The organism is Blastococcus sp. CT_GayMR19 (genome assembly GCF_004570385.1).
GTDB lineage: Bacteria > Actinomycetota > Actinomycetes > Mycobacteriales > Geodermatophilaceae > Blastococcus_B.
This window is the reverse complement of record NZ_SPQL01000010.1, coordinates 125,583-147,226: the sequence shown is the minus strand read 5'-3', so window position 1 is coordinate 147,226 and position 21,644 is coordinate 125,583. Positions and strand designations below refer to the sequence as shown.

Here is a 21,644-nt window from a genome sequence, read left to right as displayed (position 1 = left end):
GCAGCGGCGTCCGTGTCCGGAGGGAGTCTAGGCGGCTGTGCCGTCTGTCACCCGATCGGTGGGTGGATCCGTCCCCCCTCCGAGCGAGAGGCCCGTGCCATGCCGCCCGTGGACGCCGGACGCAGCGCCGGCTCAGACGAGCGGCGGGTTCGCCGACCGTTTGCGCCCGCCCCGGCGGCGCCGCCAGAAGAACAGGGCCCGGCGGATGCCCGACGTCGCCAGCGTGTCGACCTCGCCGGGGGTCGCGGTGTTGAGGAACTCGGCGACCTCGCGGGGGCCGGCCGGGCGGCGGAGGGGCTCCTCGACGCGCTCCATCACGAGCAGGAACGCGATGAGCAGCGGCGGGAAGAGGATGACGCTGAAGGCGACCATCGCGACCTCCTGGACCGTCGGGGTTCGGCAGGGCGGCCATGACAAGGAAAGCGCCCGGGACACCCAGGGTACGGCGCGAGGCGCGCCGGTTCCTGATGACGCCGGGAACGGGAGTTCCGACGGCGGTTCGGGGTGCGGGCGGACGGGCGGCGGGTCGTGCTCCGGAGCAAGGCGTCAGTGGGTCCGCCTACCCTCGACGGCGTGTCGATCCCCGCGTCGGAGCCCGCCCCCGAGGCCGTCCAGGAGCGGGGGACCCCGCTCGCCTACGCGCGCCCCGCCCGGCTGCGTCGCCCCACGCGTGCGGCTCTCACCGGGAGCTCGCCCTTCGATCCCGCGGAGACCGCCCTCTCCCGCACCCGCCGCGCCCGGCGCATGGCCCGCGAGCTCGCCGTGATCCATCCCGATGCGCACTGCGAACTCGACTTCACGAACGCCTTCGAACTCCTGGTGGCCACCGTCCTGTCGGCGCAGACCACCGACAAGATGGTGAACAAGGTGACGCCGACGCTGTTCGCGAAGTACCCGGACGCCGTCGCCCTGGCCGGGGCCGACCGCGACGAGCTCGAGGCGATCCTCAAGCCGACCGGGTTCTTCCGGGCGAAGGCGAACTCGGTGCTGGGGCTGAGCGCGGTGCTCGTCGAGCGGTTCGACGGGGAGGTCCCGGGCCGGATGGCGGACCTGGTGACCCTGCCCGGGGTGGGCCGCAAGACCGCGAACGTCGTGCTGGGCAACGCCTTCGGCGTTCCCGGGCTCACGGTGGACACCCACTTCGGCCGGCTGGTCCGCCGGTTCGGGTGGACGGCCGAGGAGGACCCGGTCAAGGTCGAGGCGGAGGTGGCCCGGTTGGTGCCGAAGAAGGAGTGGACCGACTTCAGCCACCGGGTGATCTTCCACGGCCGCCGGGTCTGTCACGCCAAGAAGGCCGCCTGCGGTGCCTGCGGGCTGGCAGCCTGGTGCCCGTCCTTTGGCATCGGGCCGAGCGACCCGGAGGTCGCACTGAAGCTCGTCAGGACGCCGACCGCCTCGGACACCGAGTGACGCGCGCCCGCCTCGTCACCGCGGGGGTCGCGCTGACCGCTGCACTCTCCGGCTGCACCGCCGGGCCGGACGCCCCGGACAGCCCGCCGGCGGCGGAGAGCGCCCTGCTCCCGTGCCCGGAGCAGGGCGACGAGCCGGCCGCGGGTGGCGGCGCGCTGCCCGCCCTGTCCTTCTCCTGCCCCGGCGGTGGCGAGCTCGATCTCGCCCGCGCGCCCGGAACGCCCACGGTGGTCAACCTCTGGGGCAGCTGGTGCGGACCCTGCCGCGAGGAGCTGCCGCTGCTCCAGGAGTTCGCGGACGGCGCGGGTGACCGGGTCCGGGTGCTCGGCGTCATAAGCAAGGACGGGCTACCGCAGGCCGAGTCCTTCGCCGCCGACGCCGGCGTCACCTTTGCCAGTGCCTTCGACGGCGAGGGGGAGCTGATGGCCGAGCTGGGCCTGAACGGGCTGCCGTACACGGCGTTCCTCGATGCCGACGGCCGGCTCGTGCACAGCGAGCTCGGCCCGGTCGAGTCGGCGGACGAGCTGCGCGGGCTCGTCGCGGAGCACCTCGGGGTGCCGCTGTGACGTCGGTGCCGGGCGAGCAGGGGACGGACGGCCTGCCGGACTACCTGGTGCGGCTGCTCGACGCCGCCGTCGACCCGCCGCTGCGGCACCGGATGCCGAAGGCGACGTCCACGGCCCGCCGGTCCGCGGTGCTGATCCTCTTCGGTCAGGGCCCCTCGGGGCCCGACGTCCTGCTCATCGAGAAGTCCGCGCACCTGCGCAGCCACGCGGGCCAGCCGGCCTTCCCCGGCGGGCAGGCCGACCCGGGCGACGACTACCCGGTCGGGACGGCGCTGCGCGAGGCGCAGGAGGAGGCCGGGATCGACCCGGAGGGCGTGCGCGTGCTGGCCACCCTCCAGGAGCTCTTCCTCGGGCCGTCGGACAACCTCGTCGTCCCCGTCGTCGGCTGGTGGGACGACCCCCGTGACGTGAGCGTCGGCGATCCCCGGGAGGTCGCCCGGGTGGCCCGGGTACCGCTGGCCGACCTGGCCGACCCGGCCAACCGGTTCCGGGTCGGCCACCCGTCCGGCTACATCGGGCCGGCCTTCGCCGTCGCGGACATGCTGGTGTGGGGATTCACCGCGGGGCTGCTCGAGGCGATCCTCGAGGCGGCCGGTCTCGCGACGCCGTGGGACGAGGACGACGTGCGGCCGTTGCCGGCGTCCGCGATCCGCCCGTACGCGCTCCCCGGGTCGGTCGATGCCGGCGGGGAGGAGGACGCCGCCGCGCCGACGGTGGCCGATCCCGCACCGGACGGCCCTCCGACGCGTACGGTTCCGCCCCGATGAGGGGGCGGCGGACGGATTCCGGACGGCGGGGCGGCGGGCTGCTCCTCGCCCTGCTCGTGCTGCCCGCCGTCCTGGCCGGGTGCGGGGGCGAGGCCGAGGCCCCGCAGGCGCCGCCGTCCGCAGGGCCGGACGTCGGCACGGTGACCACCGCCGCCGACGGGGTCCAGGAGATCACCCTGCAGACCCAGGACGACTACGTCTTCACCCCCGACACGTTCACCGTGGACCCCGGACCCGTCCGCCTCACCGTGGTCAACGTGGCGAAGGACCTCACGCACAACTTCCGCTTCACCCCCGACGAGGTCCCCGCGCCCATCGGCGCGGAGATCCCCCTCCTCACGGCGGGCCAGGAGGTGACCATCGAGTTCGAGGTCACCGAGCCCGGGGACTATCCGTTCGAGTGCAGCTTCCACATCCAGCTCGGCCAGGTCGGCACCATGACGGTGCGCAGCCGATGACGACAGTGGCGGGAGCATCGCAGGGAGCGCCAGCGACCGAGGAGCGGACCGGCTCCGGAGTCGAGCAGGGGGTATAGCGTTCGGTGTCCGTCGTCGACCTGGTGCTGATCGCCCTCGCCCTGCTCTTCGCCCTCTCCGGCTTCCGGCGCGGGCTGCTCGTCTCCGCCACCTCGATCGTCGGCTTCGTCGTGGGCGCGGTGCTCGGCGCCCAGCTCTCGGGACCGGTGGCCGACCGGATCGACGGGTCGAGCATCACCCGGGTCTTCGCCGCTCTCGTCGTGGTGCTGGCGGGGGCGTTGCTCGGCCAGATCCTCGCCGGGGCAGCCGGCCGCGCGCTGCGCACCCGGGTCACCTGGGAGCCGGCCAAGATGGTCGACTCGGCGGCCGGGGCTGTGGTCTCCGCGGTCGCCGTCCTGCTGGTCGCGTGGATGGTGGCCTCGCCGCTGGCCAGTTCACCCTTCCCGACCGTCGCGGGCCAGGTGCGCCAGTCCGCGCTGGTCCAGGCGGTGGACCACGCCGTCCCCGACGGCGTCCGCTCGGTGTACGACTCGCTGCGCACGGCGATCGACCGGCGCGGGCTGCCCGACGTGCTCGACCCGCTCACCGCGACCGAGGTTCCGGACGTCCCCCCGCCCGACGAGACGCTGGCGAACAGCCCGGTGGTGGCCTCGGTGGAGGGCTCCGTGGTGAAGATCAGCGGAGTCGCCCCGTCCTGTTCCCGGCAGATCGACGGCTCGGGCTTCGTCTACGCCGCGGAGCGGGTGATGACCAACGCCCACGTGCTGGCCGGCGTGACCGATCCGGTGGTGACGGCCGAGGGGGATGAGTACGACGCGACCCCGGTCTTCATCGACGAGTTGCTCGACGTCGCGGTGCTCGCCGTTCCCGACCTGCCACAGGTGCCGCTGGACTTCGCGCCCGCGACGGCCGAGACCGGCGACGACTCGATCATCATGGGGTACCCCGGCGGCGGGCCGTTCTGGGTCGGGCCGGCCCGCGTGCGCGAGCGCGGCGAGATCAGCGGGCCGGACTTCCGCGCCACCACGAAGGTGGTCCGTGAGGTCTACGCACTGTTCGGCACGGTGCGGGCGGGCAACTCGGGCGGGCCGCTGTTCGCTCCTGACGGGAGCGTCCTGGGCGTCGTCTTCGCCTCGGCGATCGACGACCCGAACACGGGGTACGCGCTCACGGCCCAGCAGGTGGCCGACGCCGCCAGGACCGGCAGCACGGCCCAGACCCCGGTCGGCACCGGCCCCTGCGAGTAGCCGTCACCGCCGGGTGGTCAGGCCTGGGCCCACTGCGCGACGGCGGCACTGACGACGTCCGGTACCTCCTCCTGGGGGAAGTGGCCGATCTCCGGCAGCTCCCGCCACTCGTAGGCGCCGGCGACGTACCGCCCGGACCCCCGCGCGGTGGACGGCAGCACGCAGGTGTCCAGCTCGCCGTGCAGCTGCAGCGTGGGTGCGGTGACGGGGGCCGCCATCCGGCGGGCGTAGCGCAGGCCGTCGGGGCGCAGCTGCGAGCGGGCGGCCCAGCGGTGGTACTCCATCGCCCCGTAGGCGGCCTGCGGGATGCGCGAGGCCGACCGGTAGCGGGTCACCGCCTCGGCGAAGTCGGCGGTGTGGGTCCACGCCGGTCCCGACCATCGCTGCAGGAGATCGGCGACCGGGTCGTCGTCGGCCCGGGTGAGCATCCGCTCGGGCAGCCGGGGGACCTGGAAACGCAGGAAGTAGCGGGACGCGCGCCGCTGGGCGCGGTCGGCCATGCCGGCCCGGAGCCGGCGCGGGTGCGCCATGGAGAGCACGACCAGGCGGCGGACCATGCGCGGGTGCAGCGCGGCGGTGGTCCAGCCGAGGAGCCCGCCCCAGTCGTGGCCCACGACGACGGCGTCCTTCTCACCGAGCGCGCGGACCAGCGCGGCGACGTCGGCCGACAGCGTCGGCAGGTCGTAGCCGCGCGGGGGCTTGTCGCTCGCCCCGTAACCGCGCAGGTCCGGGGCGACGGCGTGGAAGCCCGCCGCCGCGAGGGCGACGAGCTGCGACCGCCAGGTCCACCAGAACTGCGGGAAGCCGTGCAGGAGCAGGACCAGCGGCCCCTCGCCGGCCTCGGCGACGTGCAGTCCGATGCCGTTGGCGGAGATGGTGCGGTGCGTCCACGGGCCGGGGAGCAGGACGCTGGTCGCGTCGGGACGGCCGTCCTCGGGGACGGTCATGGCCGGTTACCCCTGATCGGACCCTGGCGCCCCGCTCAGACCTTGTAGGAGGCGTTGCCGCGGAGCTTGACCTGGCCGTTGCTGACCTCGGGGACGGAGCGGTGCCGCTCGCCGGGCGCCTCGCGGTGCAGCACCTCGGGCAGGTCGTGCAGCGTCTCGAGGGTCCGCTCGGGCTTCTCGATCTTCTTGAGCAGCCGCATCCCGATCAGGGCGGCGATGCCGGCGAGCACCAGCAGGAAGAGCGTCACGATGCCGTAGGACACCCAGCGCGGCAGGCCCAGCGCGGTCAGCGCCTCGGCGATGGTGACGAACAGGTAGACGCCGGCGAACGCGGCGAACACACCGGCGGCCGCGAACATGCCGACGCTGATCCCCGCCTTCTTGGCCGACCTGCCGATCTCCGCCTTGGCCAGCTCGATCTCACCGCGGACCAGGGTCGAGACGTCGGCCATCGCGCTCTGCACGAGGGTGCCGACGGAGGGCTCGTCGGCTACCGCGGCCCCGTCGGTGCGGGCCGGGGACACACTGTGGGCCACGGGAGCTCCTTCTTCGTCCGGCCCCGAGGGGTCGGGGTCGTCTGCTGGTCAGGGGAATCGTGCCCCACGATGCGCGACGGCGCGTCCCCGCATCCCCCGGACGGGACCGCCGCATGCCGGAACCCTGCCCCCCCCGCGGCCGAAATGGCCATCTCGGCCGCAGGAGGGGTCGGTCAGTCCTCGGACGGGGCGGCCGGCAGCTTGTCCTTGATCATGTTCATCACCGACGAGTCGGTCAGCGTGGTGACGTCGCCCAGCTCCCGGTTCTCCGCGATGTCCCGCAGCAGCCGCCGCATGATCTTGCCGGACCGGGTCTTGGGCAGCTCCTGCACGACCATGATCTGGCGCGGCTTCGCGATCGGGCCGATGTCCTTGGCCACGTGGCTGCGCAGCGTCTGCACGAGCTCGTCGCCGGAGTCGGTCCCGCTCTCCCGGAGGATCACGAACGCGACGATGCCCTGGCCGGTCGTGGGGTCGCTGGCCCCCACGACCGCCGCCTCGGCGACCGCCGGGTGGCCGACGAGGGAGGACTCGACCTCGGTCGTCGAGATGCGGTGGCCGGACACGTTCATGACGTCGTCCACCCGGCCGAGCAGCCAGATGTTGCCGTCCGCGTCCTTCTTGGCGCCGTCCCCGGCGAAGTACACGGTCTTCCCGAAGCGGGACCAGTACGTGTCGACGTAGCGGTCGTCGTCACCCCAGATCGTGCGCAGCATCGACGGCCAGGGCTCGGTCAGGACGAGCAGGCCGGTCGAGTCGTCGCTGAGCTCGTTGCCCTCGTCGTCGACGACCTTCGCGGCGATGCCGGGGAACGGGTGCTGGGCCGAGCCCGGCACGAGGCTCGTCACGCCGGGCAGCGGGGTCAGCATGTGCGCGCCGGTCTCGGTCTGCCACCAGGTGTCCATGATCGGGCAGCGGCCGCCGCCGATGTTCTTGTGGTACCAGAGCCAGGCCTCGGGGTTGATCGGCTCGCCGACCGACCCGAGCAGCCGGAGCGACGTCAGGTCGAAGCCCTCGGGGACGTCCGCTCCCCACTTCATGAAGGTGCGGATCACCGTGGGGGCGGTGTAGAGGATGGTCACGCGGTACTTCTCGATCAGCTCGAACCAGCGGCCGCGGTGCGGGGTCTCCGGCGTCCCCTCGTACATGATCGACGTCGCCCGGTTGGCCAGCGGGCCGTAGACGATGTAGCTGTGGCCGGTCACCCAGCCGACGTCGGCCGCCGTCCAGAACACGTCGGTGTCGGGCTTGAGGTCGAAGACAGCCCAGTGCGTGTAGGCCACCTGGGTCAGGTAGCCGCCGCTGGTGTGCAGGATCCCCTTCGGCTTCGCCGTCGTCCCCGACGTGTACATGATGTAGAGCGGGTGCTCGGCGTCGAAGGCCTCCGCCGTGTGCTCCGACGACTGCTTCGCCACCACGTCGTCCCACCACAGGTCGCGGCCCTCGCTCCAGGCGACGTCCTGCCCGGTGCGCTTGACCACCAGCACGTTGCGCACGCCCTCGGTGCGCTCGACGGCGTCGTCGACGGCGGGCTTGAGCGCGCTGGCCGAACCGCGGCGGTAGCCACCGTCGGAGGTGATGACCAACGTGGCGCCGGCGTCGGTGATCCGGCTGGCCAGCGCGTCGGCGGAGAACCCGCCGAACACGACCATGTGGACGGCGCCGATGCGGGCGCAGGCCAGCATCGAGATGACGGCCTCGGGGATCATGGGCAGGTAGATGGCGACGCGGTCGCCGGCCTGCACGCCCAGTTCGGTCAGCGCGTTGGCGGCCCGGCAGACCTCCTCGGTGAGCTGGGCGTAGGTGAAGGTGCGGGTGTCGCCCGGCTCGCCCTCCCAGTGGTAGGCGACCTGGTCGCCGTGGCCGGCCTCGACGTGCCGGTCGAGGCAGTTGTAGGCGACGTTGAGCTTGCCGCCGACGAACCACTTGGCGAAGGGCGGGTTGCTCCAGTCGAGGACCTCGTCCCACGGCGTCTCCCAGGTCAGCCGCCCGGCCGCCTTCGCCCAGAAGGCCGGCCGGTCGCCCTCGGCCTCGGCGTAGACGTCGGGGCCGACGTTCGCCTGCGCGGCGAGCTCCTGGGGCGGTTCGAAGGTGCGGGCTTCCGTCGCCTGGGTCTCGCTCATGCGCTGCCTCCCGGATCGGGCGTCGCCCGGGGACGGCGACGCGGCGTGGCTTCCGCCACACCGTATGACCCCGGGTGGTCCGGCGTCTTGCGGTGAGGCAAACGAGAGACCGGCGCTCGCAACGGTTGCCCGGCGGCGTCGGAGAGACTGGCCCGCGTGACGCTGCCGCCGGGGCCCCAGGCCGCGGTCGCGGCCCGCCTGCCGGGTGCAGCCGGGCTGGGGCTCGTCGCGCCCCCGTCGGCGGCGTCGATCCCCGTGGCCGCGCTGGCCGATCCCGCCCGGACGGCCGGACTCGTGGCCGCGCGGGCGCGGGCGCTCGGCCGGCCCGAGCCGCGGGTGGCCGCGACGGTGTGGTGGTACTCGGCCTCGGCGGTCCTGCTGGCCCCGCCGCTCGCCGGGCTGGTCACGGGGGTGCCGCTCTCGGCGCGACCGGCCGATCTCTCGCTGTCCTTCGCGTCCGGGGGGCTGCCGGTCGCGGCGACGTCGTCCGCCCTCGGCTCGGAGCTGGCCGCGGAGCTGCGGGAGACCCTGACGGCGGTCGTCGGCGCGGTCGCCGAGGCCGGGCGGATGCGCGAGGCGCCGCTCTGGGCGGTGGCCACCGACTCACTGGCCGCCGGGCTGCTGGGCCTCGGGCGGGCGCTCCGCGACGTCCCCGGGATCACGGCGCTGGCCGCCCCGCTGGCGGCGGCCATCGGTACGCCGCTGCCCGTGCCCCGGTACGTGGACGTCGGAGGTGCCCGCTTCGTGCGGCGGGCCTCCTGCTGCCTGGTCTACGAGCTGCCGGGCGGACCGCTGTGCACGTCCTGCCCGCGACGCCTCCCGGCCGAGCGGCAGGTCCTGCTCGAGCGGGCCGCGGCCCGGTTCTGAACGGGCGGTTCCGAATGCCTCGCACAGCGGCAGCGGCGGGGCGATGATCGCGGTGCCGGGAACGACAGGGGAGGCCGGATGAGCGTCATGCCCGCCGTGTTCTTCGGGCACGGCAACCCGATGAACGCGCTGGAGAAGAACCGGTACACCCAGGCGTGGCGGGCCTTCGGCCAGGCGGTGCCCCGGCCCCGGGCGATCCTGGTGATCTCCGCGCACTGGTACGTGCACGCGACCGCCGTGACGGCGATGCCCCGGCCGCGCACGATCCACGACTTCTTCGGCTTCCCGCGCGAGCTCTTCGACGTCGACTACGCCGCGCCCGGACTGCCCGGGCTGTACGACGAGGTGGCCGACATCGTGCACCCGACCTGGGTGGGCGCCGACCTGGACAGCTGGGGCATCGACCACGGCGCCTGGTCGGTGCTGATGCACGCGTTCCCGGACGCCGACATCCCGGTCGTCCAGCTGTCGATCAACGCGCTCAAGTCCGTCGACTACCACCTGCAGCTGGGGGCCGCGCTGGCTCCGCTGCGGGCGGACGGCGTGCTCGTCGTCGGCAGCGGCAACGTGGTGCACAACCTCGGCGGGGTCAGCCGCGCGCTGCCCGACGCGGGGTTCGACTGGGCGCAGCGCTTCGACGAGGAGGCGAAGGAGCTGATGCTGACGAACCCGACCGAGGTCGGCCGGATGGACGCGCACCGCGACTACGACCTCGCCGTCCCGACCCCGGACCACTTCCTGCCGCTGCTGTACGTCGCCGGGGTCGCGGGGGCGACCAGCACCCGGGCCGAGGTACTCGTCGACGGCTACGCCTACGGCTCGCTGTCCATGACCTCCTACACGGTGGGCATGACCACGCCACCGGCCCCGGACGGCGTGGGCTTCGCCGCCCCGCTGCCCGAGGGCCCACCCGCGGACGGGGCCAACATCTAGCCGACGTCAGGAACTGCGCACGTGCGGCCGGAGCAGCGCGGTGACCGTGTCCGGGTCGTCGGCGAGGAAGGAGACCCGGGACACGGCATGCTCCTGCCCGTCGACGTCGACGACGGCGGCCGGGGAGAACCGCAGCTCGACCCGGGTCTCTCCCATGCAGGCGACGACCAGGCCGTCGCCGTCCACGGCCACGTTTCTTCCGGTGCCCGTTGACGACGATCCTCCGCACCGAGACCAGCGAGTCGAGCGGGACGCCGGCCGAGTGGAAGTGCCCGAACCGCAGCACGAGCGCACCGTCGCGCAGCAGGTGCGGGTGCTGGCCCAGGCTGAGGAAGAACCCGAGGAACGCCAGCAGCCCGTAGACCCCCACCACGACAGCACAACTACTTTTCGGTACGGCTGGTTCTCAGTCGCTGTCCTCATCCGGTCGTGCCGCCGGTCCGGGCCGCCCGTCGAGGTCGACGACGTCCCCGATGACGAACACCGCGGGCGGTCGCACGCCCTCGTCGACAACCACCCGGGGCAGCGCGGCGAGCGTCGTCCGGATCGTGCGCTGGGTCGCCGTCGAGCCGTCGGCGACGATCCCGACCGGCGTGTCCGGTGACCGGCCGCTCTCGACGAGGACCGCGGCGATGGCCGGGGCGGTCTCCACGCCCATGAGCACGACGACCGTGCCGCGCAGCCGCCCGATCGCCGCCCAGTCCACGAGGGAGCCGGGGTGCCCCGGGGGCAGGTGGCCGGAGACCACCACGAACTCGTGGGTGAGCCCGCGGTGGGTCACCGGGATGCCGGCCAGCGCGGGGACCCCGATCGCGCTGGTCACCCCGGGCACCACCTCGACGGGGACCCCGGCGGCCGTGCAGGCGGCGATCTCCTCCATGCCACGGCCGAACACGAACGGGTCCCCGCCCTTGAGCCGGACCACCCGCTTCCCCGCCAGGGCTCGCTCCACCAGGATCTCGTTGATCTGCTCCTGGGCCATCGACCGGCCGCGCGGCAGCTTCGAGGCGTCGATGACCTCCACGTCCGTCGGGAGCGAGGCCAGCAGCGACAGCGGCGCCAGGTGGTCGGCGACGACGACGTCGGCCTGGGCCAGCGCCTGACGGCCCCGCACGGTGATCAGGCCCGGGTCGCCGGGGCCACCGCCGACCAGGACGACGCCGCCGGACCGTCGTCCCGGCGCCGGCCGCCCGGCCCGGTCGGCGATGCTGCCGTCGGTGAGCCCGCTGACGACGGCGTCGCGGACCCCGACCGCCCGCTGCGGGTCGCCGCCGCCGTGCACGCCCACGACCAGCTCACCGTGCCGGCCGACGGCGGGGGTCCACGCGCTGGAGGCGGACCGGTCGTCGGCGCGGGCGCAGAAGATCCGGCCCCGTTCGGCCTCCTCGGCCACCGCCGCGTTCACCGCCGGGTCGTCGGTCGCGGCCACGGCGTACCAGGCGCCGTCGAGGTCCCCGGGCGCGTAGCGGAGGCGGACCCAGGTCAGCCGGCCCGGCTCGACCATGGCCTCCAGGGCGGGCGTCACCTCCGGACTGACGACGGTGACGTGCGCGCCCGCCTCCAGCAGCCCGGCCACGCGGCGGTGGGCCACCTGTCCGCCGCCGACCACGACGACCCGCCGGCCGTGCAGCCGCAGGCCGACGGGGTAGACGACCCCGGACTCCGGGCCGACAGGGGTCGCGTTCATGCGCACAGGATTCCAGCGGATTGTTACGGGGGCGCGGGCCGCCCGTCGCGACGCCCGGCACGGGGCGGCCTCTACCGGGGGAAGCGAGGCGCGCGGGCCTGACCGGACGGCGCGACGCGCCTACCCTTGCCGGGGCCGGACGTCGAACGAGGAGGAACGAGCTGTCCGAGGACACGACCGGGACGGACCCCAGCCCGCAGGACGCCGTGCTGCTGTTCGTCGGCGGACCCCTCGACGGGAGGGTGGAGATCAGAGCGGCGCGGCACGGGGAGCCGCTGCCGATGATCACGCACGTCCACCTCCACGACGGCCCCAAGGTCGTCCACCGCTACGACCTCGAACCCCTCACCGAGCGCGTGGGGGTCTACAACCTGCGTCCGCCGGTGCGCCGGCGTGCCCGGGACGCGTCCGTCGACGAGTCCGTCGCGGACTGATCCGCCGTCGCGCCGACCGGTCGGCCGTCGTCGTCCCGCCGGCAGCGGTGCCCGCGGGTCACCAGCCCTGGACGCGGCGGGCCTCGGCGATCACCCGGTCGAACCGCGCCCGGTCCAGCGCCGCGCCCTCGCGCCGGACCGCGGCCGGGCGGAGCACCAGCAGCCGATCGAGCCGCACCTCGCTGGGCCGGCCCCGGGCATCCCAGGCACCGCTGCCGATGTCGGTCCACACGCGGCCGTGGCGGGCCTCCTCGGCGGCGTCGCGGTCATGGTCCTGACTCGTGAGGAGCAGGCCCAGCAGGTCCGGGCCCCGGCGGCCGATGACCAGCACCGGGCGGTCCTTGCCCCGTCCGTCGCCCTCGTCGTAGGGCACCCAGGCCCAGACGACCTCGCCTGGATCCGGCCGGCCGTCCTCGCGCGGCCCGTACTCCACGTCCGGGGCGGCCGGTCGCGTTGCCGCCGGCCGGGCCCGGCGCACGCCCTCGGGTTCGCCGCCTGACCGGGTGGTCCCGGGCCGGCTGCGCAGCAGCCCCAGCAGCGCCGTGCCGAGCCGTCCCGCGAGGTCCCGGGCCCGTCGGTCGCGCCGCCCGTCCGCCATGACCGAACGGTACGGAGGACGTGCCGGACCGGCGCGGGGTGGCCATTCGGCCGGAGCGACGGCGTCGCGCCTGTAACACGTGACACATCGGCACCAATCGGTCACTCCGAGGTGTGAGGGCGCCGATAACAGGGCACCATCAGCGGCACGGGGCGGCCCTGCCGGGCGGGCGCCTCCAGGAGATGGGGGACTCCATGATCTCGGCCGACCCGCTGCCGCTGACCACGCTGAGCGCGCGTCCGGTCCAGGCCAGCGTTCTCGCCGCCTTCCAGCTGGTCGAGGACGCGCACTACCTGGGCTCCCGCCGCCGCCCCCGACGGGGCCGGGCGCGGATCCTCGCCGAGCGCGCCGTGGCCGACCGCCGCCTCGCCCGGGACCTGCGCGCAGGCTGACCCGACTGCGGGCCGGTCAGGCCACGCAGAACTCGTTCCCCTCCGGGTCGGCCATCGTCACCCAGGCGTGCGGCCCCTGGGATGCCCGCCACAGCTCGGTCGCCCCGAGCCCCACGAGCCGGGTGACCTCGGCCACCTGCCGCTCGGGCCCCACGCGGACGTCGAGATGCATCCGGTTCTTGCCGGCCTTCGGTTCGGGCACCTCCTGGAACAGCACCCGGGGCCGGCCGGGCTCGGGGGAGGTGATCGCGGCGCCCGCCCGCCAGACGAGCGCGCCGCGGTGGTGGGCGGTCTGGTCCTCGGTGGCGTGCCCCGCCTCGACCATCCGCCGGATGAACGCCTCGTCCTGCGGCTCCACCTCCCAGCCGAGGGCCTCGGCCCACCAGTCGGCGAGTTCGTGCGGGGAGGAGCAGTCGATCGCGATCTGGAAGTCGAACGCCATGGCGGGACGCTAGAACAGGCCTCCGACAGTCGGTCGGAGTTCGAGCGCGCGGCCCGCCTCGGCGCGGCCCGAGGGTGCCCCGCCGGGTCGCCCGTCGTCGGGCTAACGTCCCTCCCCGTGCCAGCACAGTGGAGTTCGCCGGTCCGCTACGTCGAGTGCGACCAGCAGGGCGTCGTCTTCAACGCGCACTACCTGACCTGGGCCGACGAGGCGTCCAACGCGTGGTGGGCCACGCACGGCCTGCCCTGGAACGAGCTCGTGGCCCGCCGGATCGACCCCGTGGTCAAGGCCAGCACCCTGGAGTGGACGTCGTCGGCGCGCTGGGGCGACACGGTCACCGTCGACGCGGACACCGAGAAGATCGGCCGGACCAGCGTCACGGTCCGCTTCACGATCCGCGTCGGCGAGCGGGTGTGCTGCGTCGTCCGCAACACCTACGTGTGCCTCGACGACGGCCGGCCGGCCCCGTGGCCGGACGACGTCCGGGCGCTGCTCACCGACGGCTGAGGACCGCCGCGGTCACGCTTTCGGGGGACCGCCCCAGCCGGCCTTCTCCTGGCCGGTCAGGTCCGCGATCGCCTCCATGATCCGGTCGGTGACCTCCCGCCTGGCCCGGCCGTTGCCGGCCTTGCCCTGGTGCTCCGGGAACGTCAGCGGCTCACCGAAGGTGACCGAGAACCGGTGCGGACGCCAGTAGCGCGCGCCGATGGGCTGGATGCGATCGGTGCCGGTGATGCCGACCGGGACGACGGGACACTCGGCGGTGAGGGCCAGCCAGGCCACGCCGGTCTTGCCGCGGGCCAGCCGGCCGTCCTTCGAGCGCGTGCCCTCGGGGTAGACGCCGAACCCGCCCCCGGCCTTCAGCACGGTCATCGCGGTGTCCAGCGCCTCCTGCGCCGCGCGGTGGGTCTGCCGCTCCACGGGCAGTGCGCCCAGGGCGGTGAACAGCGTCTTGGTCAGCCAGCCGCGGAAGCCCGGGGTCGTGAAGTACTCGGACTTGGCCAGGTAGCCCACCCGCCGGGGGGACATCAGCGGGATGGCCATGCTGTCGATGAAGGAGAGGTGGTTGCTGGCGATGATGAACGGGCCGCTGGCCGGCACGTTCTCCCTGCCGCGCACGTGCGGGCGGAACGCGAGCAGGAACAGCGGCCTCAGGATCAGCCGCGCGATGAGGTAGACCACGCCGCGCTTCCCCTCCTCGGGGTACTCGCCCCCGCCGGCGACTGGTGACGGCAGGTGGCGACGGCATTCTCCCGAACGGGCGCGCAGAAAGCCGAATCGGGCCCCGGAGGCGCGCGCGCCGCGGACGGCCGGCGGTCAGGGCAGGTGCGGCGTCGGCGGGCACGCGTCCCGCAGGATCGCCCGGATCTCCTCGGGCAGGCGGGCCCCGCCGGTCGCCGACTCGGTGATCGCACGCGCGACGTCGCGGATCTTGCGGTGCGTGTGGCTCGAGATGTGCCCCAGCAGATCGAACGCGGTCTGATCCCGGCAGCTGGTCAGCAGCATGAGGATGCCCTTCGCCTGCTCGATCACGGCCCGGCTGGCCATGGCCGCGCGGAGCTGGCCCACCTCGGCCTCGAGTGCCCGCGTCCGGTCGCCGTCCGACCCCGGGGGGCGCCCGGCGGTGATGTCGGCGCACATGCCCTCGACCGCGGTCACGCCGGCCTCGTCGAGCTCCGGCTCGCCGACGAGGATCACGGCCCGCGCCTCGCCCGCCGTCCGGACCTCCAGCGCGAAGGCCCGCCCCGCGCAGGCCGCGGCGAACGCGTCCAGCGTGCGGACCCGGTCGTCGGGGTGCTGCCAGTCCACGAACGCCTCGGTTCCGGGATCGGTGGTCCCGGGGTCGATCCCGAGGACGGCGAACATCTCCGGCGACCACGACCAGGCGTCCGTGGCTCGGTCGTACCGGAAGCGGCCGGCCGCCCGCGACCCACCGTCACGCGGTCCGCCCGGGTCCGACGCCACCGGTGGCGTGGCCCTCCGGGGGCTGGGGGTCGTGGCCACCCCCGGTCGGGGATGGTGGGCGGTCGACGCGCCGGAGGTCGGCCGGCGGGGCGGGGCCGAGAAGGACATCGCCGTCTCCCTCGTCACGGGATACGCGGACGGTACGACGAGCACCGGTACTGCGGCGGCTGGAAACGGGTGGTCCGGCGCCGGAGCGGTCAGCTGGACGTCGGTGCGGCGTCGCGTCGTCACCGGTCGTGCGGTCGAGGCGACCCAGCGCTCAAGGGCACCCGGCGTCCGCCACCCGGGGCGTCACCCCTCCGCGGCCGCCGTCCCTAGGATCGGCGGTCATGCGCCTGCCCGGCCGTTACGACGGCGTCGCCCGGCCGATCGTCACCTACGGCAGCAATCCCGTGCTGCACCGGCCGTGTGCGCCGGTGACCGTCTTCGACGAGGCGCTGCGCCGGCTCGTGCTCGACATGTTCGCCAGCATGAGCGCGGCCGACGGTGTCGGGCTGGCCGCCAACCAGATCGGCGTCGACGCCCGGGTCTTCGTCATCGACTGTCCCGACGCGGACGACGAGGACGTCGTCGGATACGTGGTCAACCCCACGCTGACGGTGCTCGGCCCGGTCGGCGAGGAGCCGGCGGAGGAGGTCACCGAGGAGGGGTGCCTCTCGGTGCCCGGCCCCTACGCCGAGCTCCCGCGCGCGTTCCGGGCACGGGTGGACGGCGTCGACCTCCGCGGGGAGCCGGTGTCGATCGAGGCCTCCGGCATGGCTGCCCGGTGCCTCCAGCACGAGATGGACCACCTCGACGGCACCGTCTACGTCGACCTGCTGACCGCGGAACACCGGGAGCGCCTGCTGGCCGAGGCGGCGGGTCCGGGAGGCGACCTGCCCGCCTGATGTGTGGACCCGATAGGTCACGGGGCATCCCATTGCGCATGACCGAGACCGCGCCACTCCGCGCCCTTGCCCTCGTCTGCAGCCTCAAGGCCTCGCCGGCGCCGTCCAGCAGCGACCTGATCGCCCGTCAGCTGCTGGAGGAGCTGGGGACGCACGGCGTCACCGGCGCCGTGGTGCGGGTGGTCGATCACGACGTGAAGCCGGGCGTCGAGCTCGACATGGGCGAGGGCGACGCCTGGCCCGCGATCCGCGAGCAGCTGATGGCCGCCGACATCCTCATCGTCTCCACGCCCACGTGGGTCGGGCACATGAGCAGCGTCGCCCAGCGGGTCCTGGAGCGGCTCGACGCCGAGCTGTCGGAGACCGACGACTCCGGGCGCCCGCTCGTCACCGGCAAGGTCGCGGTGACCGCCGTCGTCGGGAACGAGGACGGCGCCCACAAGATCACCGCCGACCTGATGCAGGCGCTGGACGACATCGGGTTCACGATCCCTGCCCAGGGCGGCACCTACTGGAACGACGAGGCGATGGGCTCGCGCGACTACAACGACCTCGACGAGACCCCCGAGGCCGTGGCCTCGACCAACGCCACCCTCGCGGAGAACGCCGCCCATCTGGCACGGCTGCTCAAGGCGTCGCCCTACCCGGGCAGCTGAGCCGGGCTCAGGCGGCGACGGCCTCGGCGGGTTCGGCCACGGGGGCGGCCTCCCGCCGGTCGGACCTCCGCCGGAGCCGCAGTCCGGTCACCGTGACCAGCGCCAGGCCGATGACCACGGCGCCGTAGACGACGGCCGCGGTCTGCAGCCCGATCTCCGCGGCGGCGAAGCCGGCCAGGATCGCCGGGACGCTGTAGGCGAGATAACCGACGACGAAGACGCTGGACAGCAGGCCGGCCCGCTCGCCCGGGGCGACTCCGCGGGTCACCGTCGCCATGGCGCCCAGGAAGGCTGCGCCGAAGCCGAGGCCCGAGACCACGGCGGCGGCGAAGAACACCGTCACGGAGCCGGTCAGCAGGGAGGCCACCGTGCCCGCGACGCCGGCGGCGAACACGAGGGCACCGACGACCATGGCGCGCTCCCCGGCCAGCCGGCGGGCCAGGACGGCCCCGATCGCGGCGGTCCCCTGCATCGCGAGGATCAGCAGGGCGCCGGCCAGGTCGCCGTCCATGGCGAAGACCTCGTCGGCCAGGGACGGGCCCAGGGCCAGGTAGAGACCGCCGAGCGCCCACGTCGCGACGAGGCACGGGAGGACGAGGAGGAAGTCGCGCCGCTGCGCGGAGGGGACGTGCACCTGGGGACGCAGCGAGGCCAGCGCGCCGGGTGTGCGGGGCGAGGACTCCGGGAGCAGCAGCACGCCGCCCGCCGCCAGCACGAGCGCGACGGTGAGGACGCCGAACACCCAGGTCGTCGGGTCGGGGACGAACTCGACGAGCAGGCCGGCGCCCAGGGCGCCGATCGACAGCCCGAGTCCGGGAGAGGCGCTGTTGACGAGGGCGCCGAGCGGTCGGTCGCTGCGCTGGAAGTCCAGCAGCGCGGCACCGAGCGAGCCGGTGAGCGCGCCCATGGACAACCCCTGCACGACGCGTGCGGCCAGCAACCAGCCCACCCCGTCGGCCGCCAGGAAGATCACCATGCCGGCCGCCTGCAGCAGCAGGGCCGCGAACAGGACGGGGCGTCGGCCGATGTGGTCGGACAGGGCGCCGACGACGAGCAGAGCGGCGAGCAGGGCGAAGGCGTAGACGCCGAAGACGACGGTCAGCACGCCGTCGCTGAAGCCGAACTCCTGCTGGTAGACGCGGTAGAGCGGGGAGGGGACGCCGGAGGCCGCCAGCACCAGCAGCAGCAGGACGGCGATCGACCAGAAAGCCGTCGTGCGCGGAACGCGAGGGGCCACGACCGAGGACAAGCCCGGCCGGGAGCGGAGCATTCCCGGCGCGCCGGTGCCGCGGCGGACCGGCGGGTCAGGCCGCTGCGTCGAGATCCATCCAGACCCGGCGGCGGCCGGCCCGGGTGCGCTCGGAGGCCATGGCCGCGACGCGGCGGCGCTGCTCGGCTGTGGCGACGTGGTTGACGACCGCGATCTCGGCCTCGCGGATCGCCCGCTCGACGGCGAACTCCGCCGGCGTCGACGGGTAGGACTCGGGCGGCTCCGGGGCCTCGCCGGTTGCTGGACGGGCGTAGGGGCTGTCGGGGGGCAGGGAACCGCTCACCCGGCCGTAGGTGCCGAGGACCAGCAGCGTCAGTCCGGCGCCGATCGAGAAGAAGACGTTGGTCATCTCGAAGGCGAGCACGTTGAAGCCGGTGCGGAGCACGGCGAGGTGGACCAGCGCGGAGAGCAGGAACAGCGAGCCGACGACGATCATCACCGTCGAGGCGATCCGCGCCCCCCGGACGGCGGCCGCGATGAGGACGACCGCCGTGACCACCGAGACGGTCGACAGCAGGCCGTTGGACGACATCCCGAGGATCGGCTCGCCGCTGGTGGAGAAGAAGTCCAGCCCGCCGGCGAAGCCGAGCAGGCCGAAGACCAGCACCACGAGGGCGACGGCCACGGCACCCAGCCGGTGCACGGCCAGGACCCGCTGGCCGGGGTCGCGCCCCGAGGCGCCGTTCGCCGTGCGCGGGTGGAGGGAGAGGCGCAACTGCATCGGAGACTCCCGGGAACGGAGGGGTGGTACACCCTTCTTCGCCCGCCGGCACCGGGTGGATGCGGTCGGCGGCCCGGCTCGGGAAAGGACGGCGCCCCGGCTCCGGGAGGGACGGCGGCCGGCGGGGGAGGACGGAGCCCGGCTTCGGGAAGGACGGCGCCCTGGCGTCGGGAAGGACGGCGCCCCTGTCGCCGTTCCAGAAGGCATGACGCAGTTCGACCTGCATGCGGAGTTCCAGCGGGCAGAGTTCTCCCTCGCGATGTCCAAGCCTGCCGAGGCCGCGCGCATCCTGGAACGCGTCGTGGCGGCCGAGCCGTCGAACCGCGCCGGCCTGGAGCTGCTGGCCCGCGCCTACTTCGGCGCCGCCCAGCTCGGACCGGCCGAGGACGTGCTCACCCGCCTCGTCGCCCTGGCGCCGTCCGACGCGTGGGCCCGCCGTGCGCTCGCCCGCACGCTGGACCGGCAGAGCCGGGCGGACGACGCCGCCGTCCAGCACCGCATCGCCGACGCGCTCGGCGCGGCCTGATCGCCCGCATCCGGTGGGGCCGTCGCCCGGCGGCGGAGGGTGACGCCGCGCCGCGGACAGGCGCACGGGACCGGCTCCGGGCGGAGGACCGGCCGGAGTGGGGTACCGAGCGGTCATGAGCATCCTCGGACGACTGATCGGTTCAGCAGAGAACGCCACCCGCGGCGCCACCCGCGGCGCCGCCCGCGGCGGGCGGGGCGCCGCCCGTCCCAGCCGGCGGACGGCACAGCCCACCGGGCGGGGGCTACGCCGTGGTGTCGGCCGCGGCCGGGCGGTACCCGCGCGCTCCAGCGGCCTGGGCGGCCTCGTGCAGGGGCTGCTCCGGCGGCGCTGATCGTTCCCGGCGCGACTCGCGGTCACGCAGCCGGGCCGCGGCTGCGGACCGTGCGGAACCGGCGAGCGGGGCGCCTCGTACCGTCGACGGCGTGACCATCCCCGTCCGTGCCGGCGCCGCCGGTCCCGGAAACCGCCCCGGCGCCCCCGACCCGCTCGCCCCGCTGCTGGAGCTGCCCGGCGTGCGGGACGCCTCGGACGCCGCTCGTTCCGCCGTCGACCGGCTGCTGCGGCACAAGGTGCTGCGCCGCGAGTCGGCGGGCGTGAGCACGGAGTCGGCGCTGCGGGGTGCGCGTGCCTCCGCGGCGCTCGAGGGCGTGGACGTGCCCCTGGCCGACCTTCGCGCGGGCACGGTCGACGACCCGGTCGTGCAGGGGTCGCTCCGCGTCTCGGCGGCCCTCGGCGGCATGGTCGAGACCTGGCCGCGCGCACCGGGCCAGGTCCTCGCCCGGCTGCACGTGCTGGCCGCGGCCGACCTGGTGGACGCCGCCTCGCTCGGCCGGCCCGCGCCGCACGCCGGCCCCCGGTTGTCCGGGCTGCTCTCCCTGGTCGCCGGGGGGACCGCCGCGCCGGCCGTCGTCGTGGCCGGCCTGGTGCACGGCGAGCTCGCGGCCCTGCGGCCGTTCGGCACCTCCGACGGGGTCGTGGCACGGGCAGCCGGCCGTCTCACCGGCATCACCCGCGGCCTCGACGCCAAGGCGGTCTCCGTGCCGGAGGTGGGCTTCGCCGAGCTGGGTCGGGAGGCCTACGCGGCGGCGCTGGCCGGGTACGCGTCCGGGGAGCCCGCGGGTGTGGCGGGCTGGCTGGTGCACTGCTGCCGGGCGACCGAGCACGGCGCCGTCGAGGGCCTGGCGATCTGCGAGAGCCTGCTGCGCGGCTGAGTGCCGGCGCCAGCCGCCGGGGCTCAGTCCGCGGTCTTCACCTCGTATATGCCCTGGGCAGGCAGGCGAGCTGACGGGCATTGAGCCCGGTGGTCGCCCATTCGCGCTCCTGCCGGCCGGGTGGGTGGGCGGACAGCGTCCTGATGGGGGAGCGCGACGTGTAGGACAGGGTCAGCGAGTACCGGTCACGCCGAACGGGCGGCATGGCCCGGTGGAACAGGTTGCGCGGGTCGGCGACGACACACGTCCACGTCGGCCCGGTACCGCGACGCCATTCCGAATCCGGGACCTGCCGCCGGATCGCCTCATCGCTGACGTAACCGGAGACGTAGTGCAATGAGCGGGTCAGGTCCGCGGTGTATGCCCGGTCGACGTACTCGAAGGGGCCGCCGTCCTCGTCGACGTCGTTCAGCCAGATCAGGAACTTGAGCATCCGGCGGTCCTCGACGTCCCGGTGCCACTGGCGGACGCCGATCGCCTCGCCCGTTGCCCGCTCGCATCGCACGCTGGCGCCGTTGTAGCGGGCCGGCAGACCGATGTAGCTCTCGACCATGTCCAGGATCTGCTCGTTCAGGCCCCACTGCCAGACGGCGGATTTCTCGATGACCCAGTCCCGGGGAAACCGGACCGTGGACGCGTCGCTCCGGGAACTGTGCGAGAACTGGTCCTGGAGCGCTCGTGCACCGGCTTTCAGCTCGGCGGTGCCAGGGAGATCGAGGGCGTCCAGCGAGGTCACCGACGCTCCGCGGGTCCGCACCCCCGCCAGGACCGCCTCGTGCTCGGGAGGCAGGACGGGCAACCGCGGCTCGAACTGCCGGAGGCGGCGTTGGTGGCGGCTGTCGGCCAGGAGACGCAACGGGGCCACCCGGGCCAGCACCTCCTGCTTCGCGTGGCCGGGCAGCCGGGCAGCGGTTTCCAGCACGAATGGCCCCCCAAGTTCCGGTAAGGGCCGGACCCTACTGTCGAGCGGCGGGCTCGGG

General features: G+C 74.4%; 28 protein-coding genes. 15 read left to right on the top strand and 13 right to left on the bottom strand.

Annotated features, from left to right (window positions below; all coding sequences use genetic code 11):
* Positions 1-132 precede the first annotated feature (132 nt).
* Positions 133-372, bottom strand: a complete 240-nt coding sequence (locus E4P39_RS15085) for a hypothetical protein (protein ID WP_135137389.1) — start codon at positions 370-372, stop codon at positions 133-135.
* 201 nt (positions 373-573) lie between these two features.
* Here E4P39_RS15085 and nth point away from each other — a divergent pair, with 201 nt between their 5' ends.
* From nth to E4P39_RS15060, 5 genes are all read left to right on the top strand, one after another.
* A complete protein-coding gene (gene nth, locus E4P39_RS15080; RefSeq protein ID WP_135137388.1) occupies positions 574-1,410 on the top strand; it encodes an endonuclease III in 837 nt (278 codons plus the stop codon).
* Complete coding sequence (locus tag E4P39_RS15075; RefSeq protein WP_135137387.1) at positions 1,407-1,976, top strand: TlpA disulfide reductase family protein; 570 nt, start codon at positions 1,407-1,409, stop codon at positions 1,974-1,976. Before nth ends, E4P39_RS15075 begins: the two co-directional genes overlap by 4 nt.
* Complete coding sequence (locus E4P39_RS15070) at positions 1,973-2,743, top strand: CoA pyrophosphatase (protein WP_135137386.1); 771 nt, start codon at positions 1,973-1,975, stop codon at positions 2,741-2,743. The genes E4P39_RS15075 and E4P39_RS15070 overlap by 4 nt, the downstream gene beginning before the upstream one ends.
* Positions 2,740-3,201 (top strand): plastocyanin/azurin family copper-binding protein, encoded by a 462-nt coding sequence (locus E4P39_RS15065; protein WP_135137385.1) that lies wholly within the window; start codon positions 2,740-2,742, stop codon positions 3,199-3,201. Before E4P39_RS15070 ends, E4P39_RS15065 begins: the two co-directional genes overlap by 4 nt.
* A gap of 83 nt (positions 3,202-3,284) precedes the next feature.
* On the top strand, positions 3,285-4,466 hold the full coding sequence (locus tag E4P39_RS15060) for a MarP family serine protease (RefSeq protein WP_135137384.1): 1,182 nt from the start codon (positions 3,285-3,287) through the stop codon (positions 4,464-4,466).
* Between the two features lie 17 nt (positions 4,467-4,483).
* On the opposite strand, the gene E4P39_RS15055 is transcribed toward E4P39_RS15060, so the two are convergent.
* From E4P39_RS15055 to acs, 3 genes are all read right to left on the bottom strand, one after another.
* Positions 4,484-5,413 (bottom strand): alpha/beta hydrolase, encoded by a 930-nt coding sequence (locus E4P39_RS15055; protein ID WP_135137383.1) that lies wholly within the window; start codon positions 5,411-5,413, stop codon positions 4,484-4,486.
* Positions 5,414-5,448: 35 nt separating this feature from the next.
* On the bottom strand, positions 5,449-5,949 hold the full coding sequence (locus E4P39_RS15050) for a phage holin family protein (protein WP_135137382.1): 501 nt from the start codon (positions 5,947-5,949) through the stop codon (positions 5,449-5,451).
* A 173-nt stretch (positions 5,950-6,122) separates the two neighbouring features.
* Positions 6,123-8,072, bottom strand: coding sequence for an acetate--CoA ligase (acs, locus tag E4P39_RS15045; protein WP_135137381.1), 1,950 nt, complete (start codon positions 8,070-8,072; stop codon positions 6,123-6,125).
* A 156-nt stretch (positions 8,073-8,228) separates the two neighbouring features.
* Between acs and E4P39_RS15040 the strand changes: the two genes are divergently transcribed.
* Entirely contained in the window at positions 8,229-8,939 is a 711-nt protein-coding gene (locus tag E4P39_RS15040) for a (2Fe-2S)-binding protein (protein WP_245159854.1), read from the top strand.
* Between the two features lie 78 nt (positions 8,940-9,017).
* Positions 9,018-9,872, top strand: coding sequence for a 4,5-DOPA dioxygenase extradiol (ygiD, locus tag E4P39_RS15035; RefSeq protein ID WP_209306550.1), 855 nt, complete (start codon positions 9,018-9,020; stop codon positions 9,870-9,872).
* 6 nt (positions 9,873-9,878) lie between these two features.
* Here the strand turns inward: ygiD and E4P39_RS15030 are convergent, their stop codons facing one another.
* On the bottom strand, positions 9,879-10,064 hold the full coding sequence (locus E4P39_RS15030; RefSeq protein ID WP_135137380.1) for a hypothetical protein: 186 nt from the start codon (positions 10,062-10,064) through the stop codon (positions 9,879-9,881).
* Positions 10,065-10,278: 214 nt separating this feature from the next.
* Positions 10,279-11,559 carry a uroporphyrinogen-III C-methyltransferase gene (cobA, locus tag E4P39_RS15025; protein WP_135137379.1) on the bottom strand — a complete coding sequence of 427 codons (1,281 nt, stop codon included), beginning with the start codon at positions 11,557-11,559 and terminating at the stop codon, positions 10,279-10,281.
* A gap of 206 nt (positions 11,560-11,765) precedes the next feature.
* Between cobA and E4P39_RS15020 the strand changes: the two genes are divergently transcribed.
* Positions 11,766-11,993, top strand: a complete 228-nt coding sequence (locus tag E4P39_RS15020; protein ID WP_167761882.1) for a hypothetical protein — start codon at positions 11,766-11,768, stop codon at positions 11,991-11,993.
* A gap of 58 nt (positions 11,994-12,051) precedes the next feature.
* On the opposite strand, the gene E4P39_RS15015 is transcribed toward E4P39_RS15020, so the two are convergent.
* Positions 12,052-12,591 carry a type II toxin-antitoxin system PemK/MazF family toxin gene (locus tag E4P39_RS15015; protein ID WP_135137378.1) on the bottom strand — a complete coding sequence of 180 codons (540 nt, stop codon included), beginning with the start codon at positions 12,589-12,591 and terminating at the stop codon, positions 12,052-12,054.
* 194 nt (positions 12,592-12,785) lie between these two features.
* On the opposite strand from E4P39_RS15015, the gene E4P39_RS15010 reads away from it, so the two are divergent.
* Entirely contained in the window at positions 12,786-12,983 is a 198-nt protein-coding gene (locus tag E4P39_RS15010) for a hypothetical protein (protein WP_135137377.1), read from the top strand.
* A gap of 16 nt (positions 12,984-12,999) precedes the next feature.
* Here the strand turns inward: E4P39_RS15010 and E4P39_RS15005 are convergent, their stop codons facing one another.
* Positions 13,000-13,425 carry a VOC family protein gene (locus E4P39_RS15005; RefSeq protein WP_135137376.1) on the bottom strand — a complete coding sequence of 142 codons (426 nt, stop codon included), beginning with the start codon at positions 13,423-13,425 and terminating at the stop codon, positions 13,000-13,002.
* 117 nt (positions 13,426-13,542) lie between these two features.
* Between E4P39_RS15005 and E4P39_RS15000 the strand changes: the two genes are divergently transcribed.
* Positions 13,543-13,932 (top strand): thioesterase family protein, encoded by a 390-nt coding sequence (locus tag E4P39_RS15000; protein WP_135137375.1) that lies wholly within the window; start codon positions 13,543-13,545, stop codon positions 13,930-13,932.
* 12 nt (positions 13,933-13,944) lie between these two features.
* On the opposite strand, the gene E4P39_RS14995 is transcribed toward E4P39_RS15000, so the two are convergent.
* Both E4P39_RS14995 and E4P39_RS14990 read right to left on the bottom strand, forming a co-directional pair.
* On the bottom strand, positions 13,945-14,607 hold the full coding sequence (locus E4P39_RS14995; protein ID WP_135137374.1) for a lysophospholipid acyltransferase family protein: 663 nt from the start codon (positions 14,605-14,607) through the stop codon (positions 13,945-13,947).
* Positions 14,608-14,742: 135 nt separating this feature from the next.
* Positions 14,743-15,498: an ANTAR domain-containing protein gene (locus E4P39_RS14990; RefSeq protein ID WP_135137373.1), complete on the bottom strand. Its 756-nt coding sequence runs from the start codon at positions 15,496-15,498 to the stop codon at positions 14,743-14,745.
* 221 nt (positions 15,499-15,719) lie between these two features.
* Between E4P39_RS14990 and def the strand changes: the two genes are divergently transcribed.
* A complete protein-coding gene (def, locus tag E4P39_RS14985) occupies positions 15,720-16,277 on the top strand; it encodes a peptide deformylase (RefSeq protein WP_135137372.1) in 558 nt (185 codons plus the stop codon).
* A gap of 38 nt (positions 16,278-16,315) precedes the next feature.
* Positions 16,316-16,933: an NAD(P)H-dependent oxidoreductase gene (locus E4P39_RS14980; RefSeq protein ID WP_135137371.1), complete on the top strand. Its 618-nt coding sequence runs from the start codon at positions 16,316-16,318 to the stop codon at positions 16,931-16,933.
* Positions 16,934-16,940: 7 nt separating this feature from the next.
* Here the strand turns inward: E4P39_RS14980 and E4P39_RS14975 are convergent, their stop codons facing one another.
* Together E4P39_RS14975 and E4P39_RS14970 are read right to left on the bottom strand one after the other, a co-directional pair.
* A complete protein-coding gene (locus E4P39_RS14975; protein WP_245159853.1) occupies positions 16,941-18,170 on the bottom strand; it encodes an MFS transporter in 1,230 nt (409 codons plus the stop codon).
* A 67-nt stretch (positions 18,171-18,237) separates the two neighbouring features.
* Entirely contained in the window at positions 18,238-18,924 is a 687-nt protein-coding gene (locus tag E4P39_RS14970) for a DUF4383 domain-containing protein (protein ID WP_135137369.1), read from the bottom strand.
* A gap of 205 nt (positions 18,925-19,129) precedes the next feature.
* On the opposite strand from E4P39_RS14970, the gene E4P39_RS14965 reads away from it, so the two are divergent.
* The 3 genes from E4P39_RS14965 (at position 19,130) to E4P39_RS14955 (ending at position 20,664) form a co-directional block, all read left to right on the top strand.
* Positions 19,130-19,450, top strand: coding sequence for a tetratricopeptide repeat protein (locus E4P39_RS14965; RefSeq protein WP_135137368.1), 321 nt, complete (start codon positions 19,130-19,132; stop codon positions 19,448-19,450).
* A 115-nt stretch (positions 19,451-19,565) separates the two neighbouring features.
* Positions 19,566-19,784 carry a hypothetical protein gene (locus tag E4P39_RS14960; protein WP_135137367.1) on the top strand — a complete coding sequence of 73 codons (219 nt, stop codon included), beginning with the start codon at positions 19,566-19,568 and terminating at the stop codon, positions 19,782-19,784.
* A gap of 91 nt (positions 19,785-19,875) precedes the next feature.
* Positions 19,876-20,664 (top strand): oxidoreductase, encoded by a 789-nt coding sequence (locus E4P39_RS14955; RefSeq protein WP_135137366.1) that lies wholly within the window; start codon positions 19,876-19,878, stop codon positions 20,662-20,664.
* A 37-nt stretch (positions 20,665-20,701) separates the two neighbouring features.
* Here the strand turns inward: E4P39_RS14955 and E4P39_RS14950 are convergent, their stop codons facing one another.
* Entirely contained in the window at positions 20,702-21,586 is an 885-nt protein-coding gene (locus tag E4P39_RS14950) for a hypothetical protein (RefSeq protein ID WP_135137365.1), read from the bottom strand.
* Between the last annotated feature and the right edge of the window lie 58 nt (positions 21,587-21,644).

Coding starts and splice junctions, on each gene's coding strand:
- E4P39_RS15085 (WP_135137389.1), bottom strand. CDS start 372: ATGGTCGCCTTCAGCGTCATCCTCTTCCCGCCGCTGCTCATCGCGTTC.
- E4P39_RS15065 (WP_135137385.1), top strand. CDS start 2,740: ATGAGGGGGCGGCGGACGGATTCCGGACGGCGGGGCGGCGGGCTGCTC.
- E4P39_RS15055 (WP_135137383.1), bottom strand. CDS start 5,413: ATGACCGTCCCCGAGGACGGCCGTCCCGACGCGACCAGCGTCCTGCTC.
- acs (WP_135137381.1), bottom strand. CDS start 8,072: ATGAGCGAGACCCAGGCGACGGAAGCCCGCACCTTCGAACCGCCCCAG.
- ygiD (WP_209306550.1), top strand. CDS start 9,018: ATGAGCGTCATGCCCGCCGTGTTCTTCGGGCACGGCAACCCGATGAAC.
- cobA (WP_135137379.1), bottom strand. CDS start 11,559: ATGAACGCGACCCCTGTCGGCCCGGAGTCCGGGGTCGTCTACCCCGTC.
- E4P39_RS15015 (WP_135137378.1), bottom strand. CDS start 12,591: ATGGCGGACGGGCGGCGCGACCGACGGGCCCGGGACCTCGCGGGACGG.
- E4P39_RS15010 (WP_135137377.1), top strand. CDS start 12,786: ATGATCTCGGCCGACCCGCTGCCGCTGACCACGCTGAGCGCGCGTCCG.
- E4P39_RS15005 (WP_135137376.1), bottom strand. CDS start 13,425: ATGGCGTTCGACTTCCAGATCGCGATCGACTGCTCCTCCCCGCACGAA.
- E4P39_RS14990 (WP_135137373.1), bottom strand. CDS start 15,498: ATGTCCTTCTCGGCCCCGCCCCGCCGGCCGACCTCCGGCGCGTCGACC.
- def (WP_135137372.1), top strand. CDS start 15,720: ATGCGCCTGCCCGGCCGTTACGACGGCGTCGCCCGGCCGATCGTCACC.
- E4P39_RS14980 (WP_135137371.1), top strand. CDS start 16,316: ATGACCGAGACCGCGCCACTCCGCGCCCTTGCCCTCGTCTGCAGCCTC.
- E4P39_RS14970 (WP_135137369.1), bottom strand. CDS start 18,924: ATGCAGTTGCGCCTCTCCCTCCACCCGCGCACGGCGAACGGCGCCTCG.
- E4P39_RS14965 (WP_135137368.1), top strand. CDS start 19,130: ATGACGCAGTTCGACCTGCATGCGGAGTTCCAGCGGGCAGAGTTCTCC.
- E4P39_RS14960 (WP_135137367.1), top strand. CDS start 19,566: ATGAGCATCCTCGGACGACTGATCGGTTCAGCAGAGAACGCCACCCGC.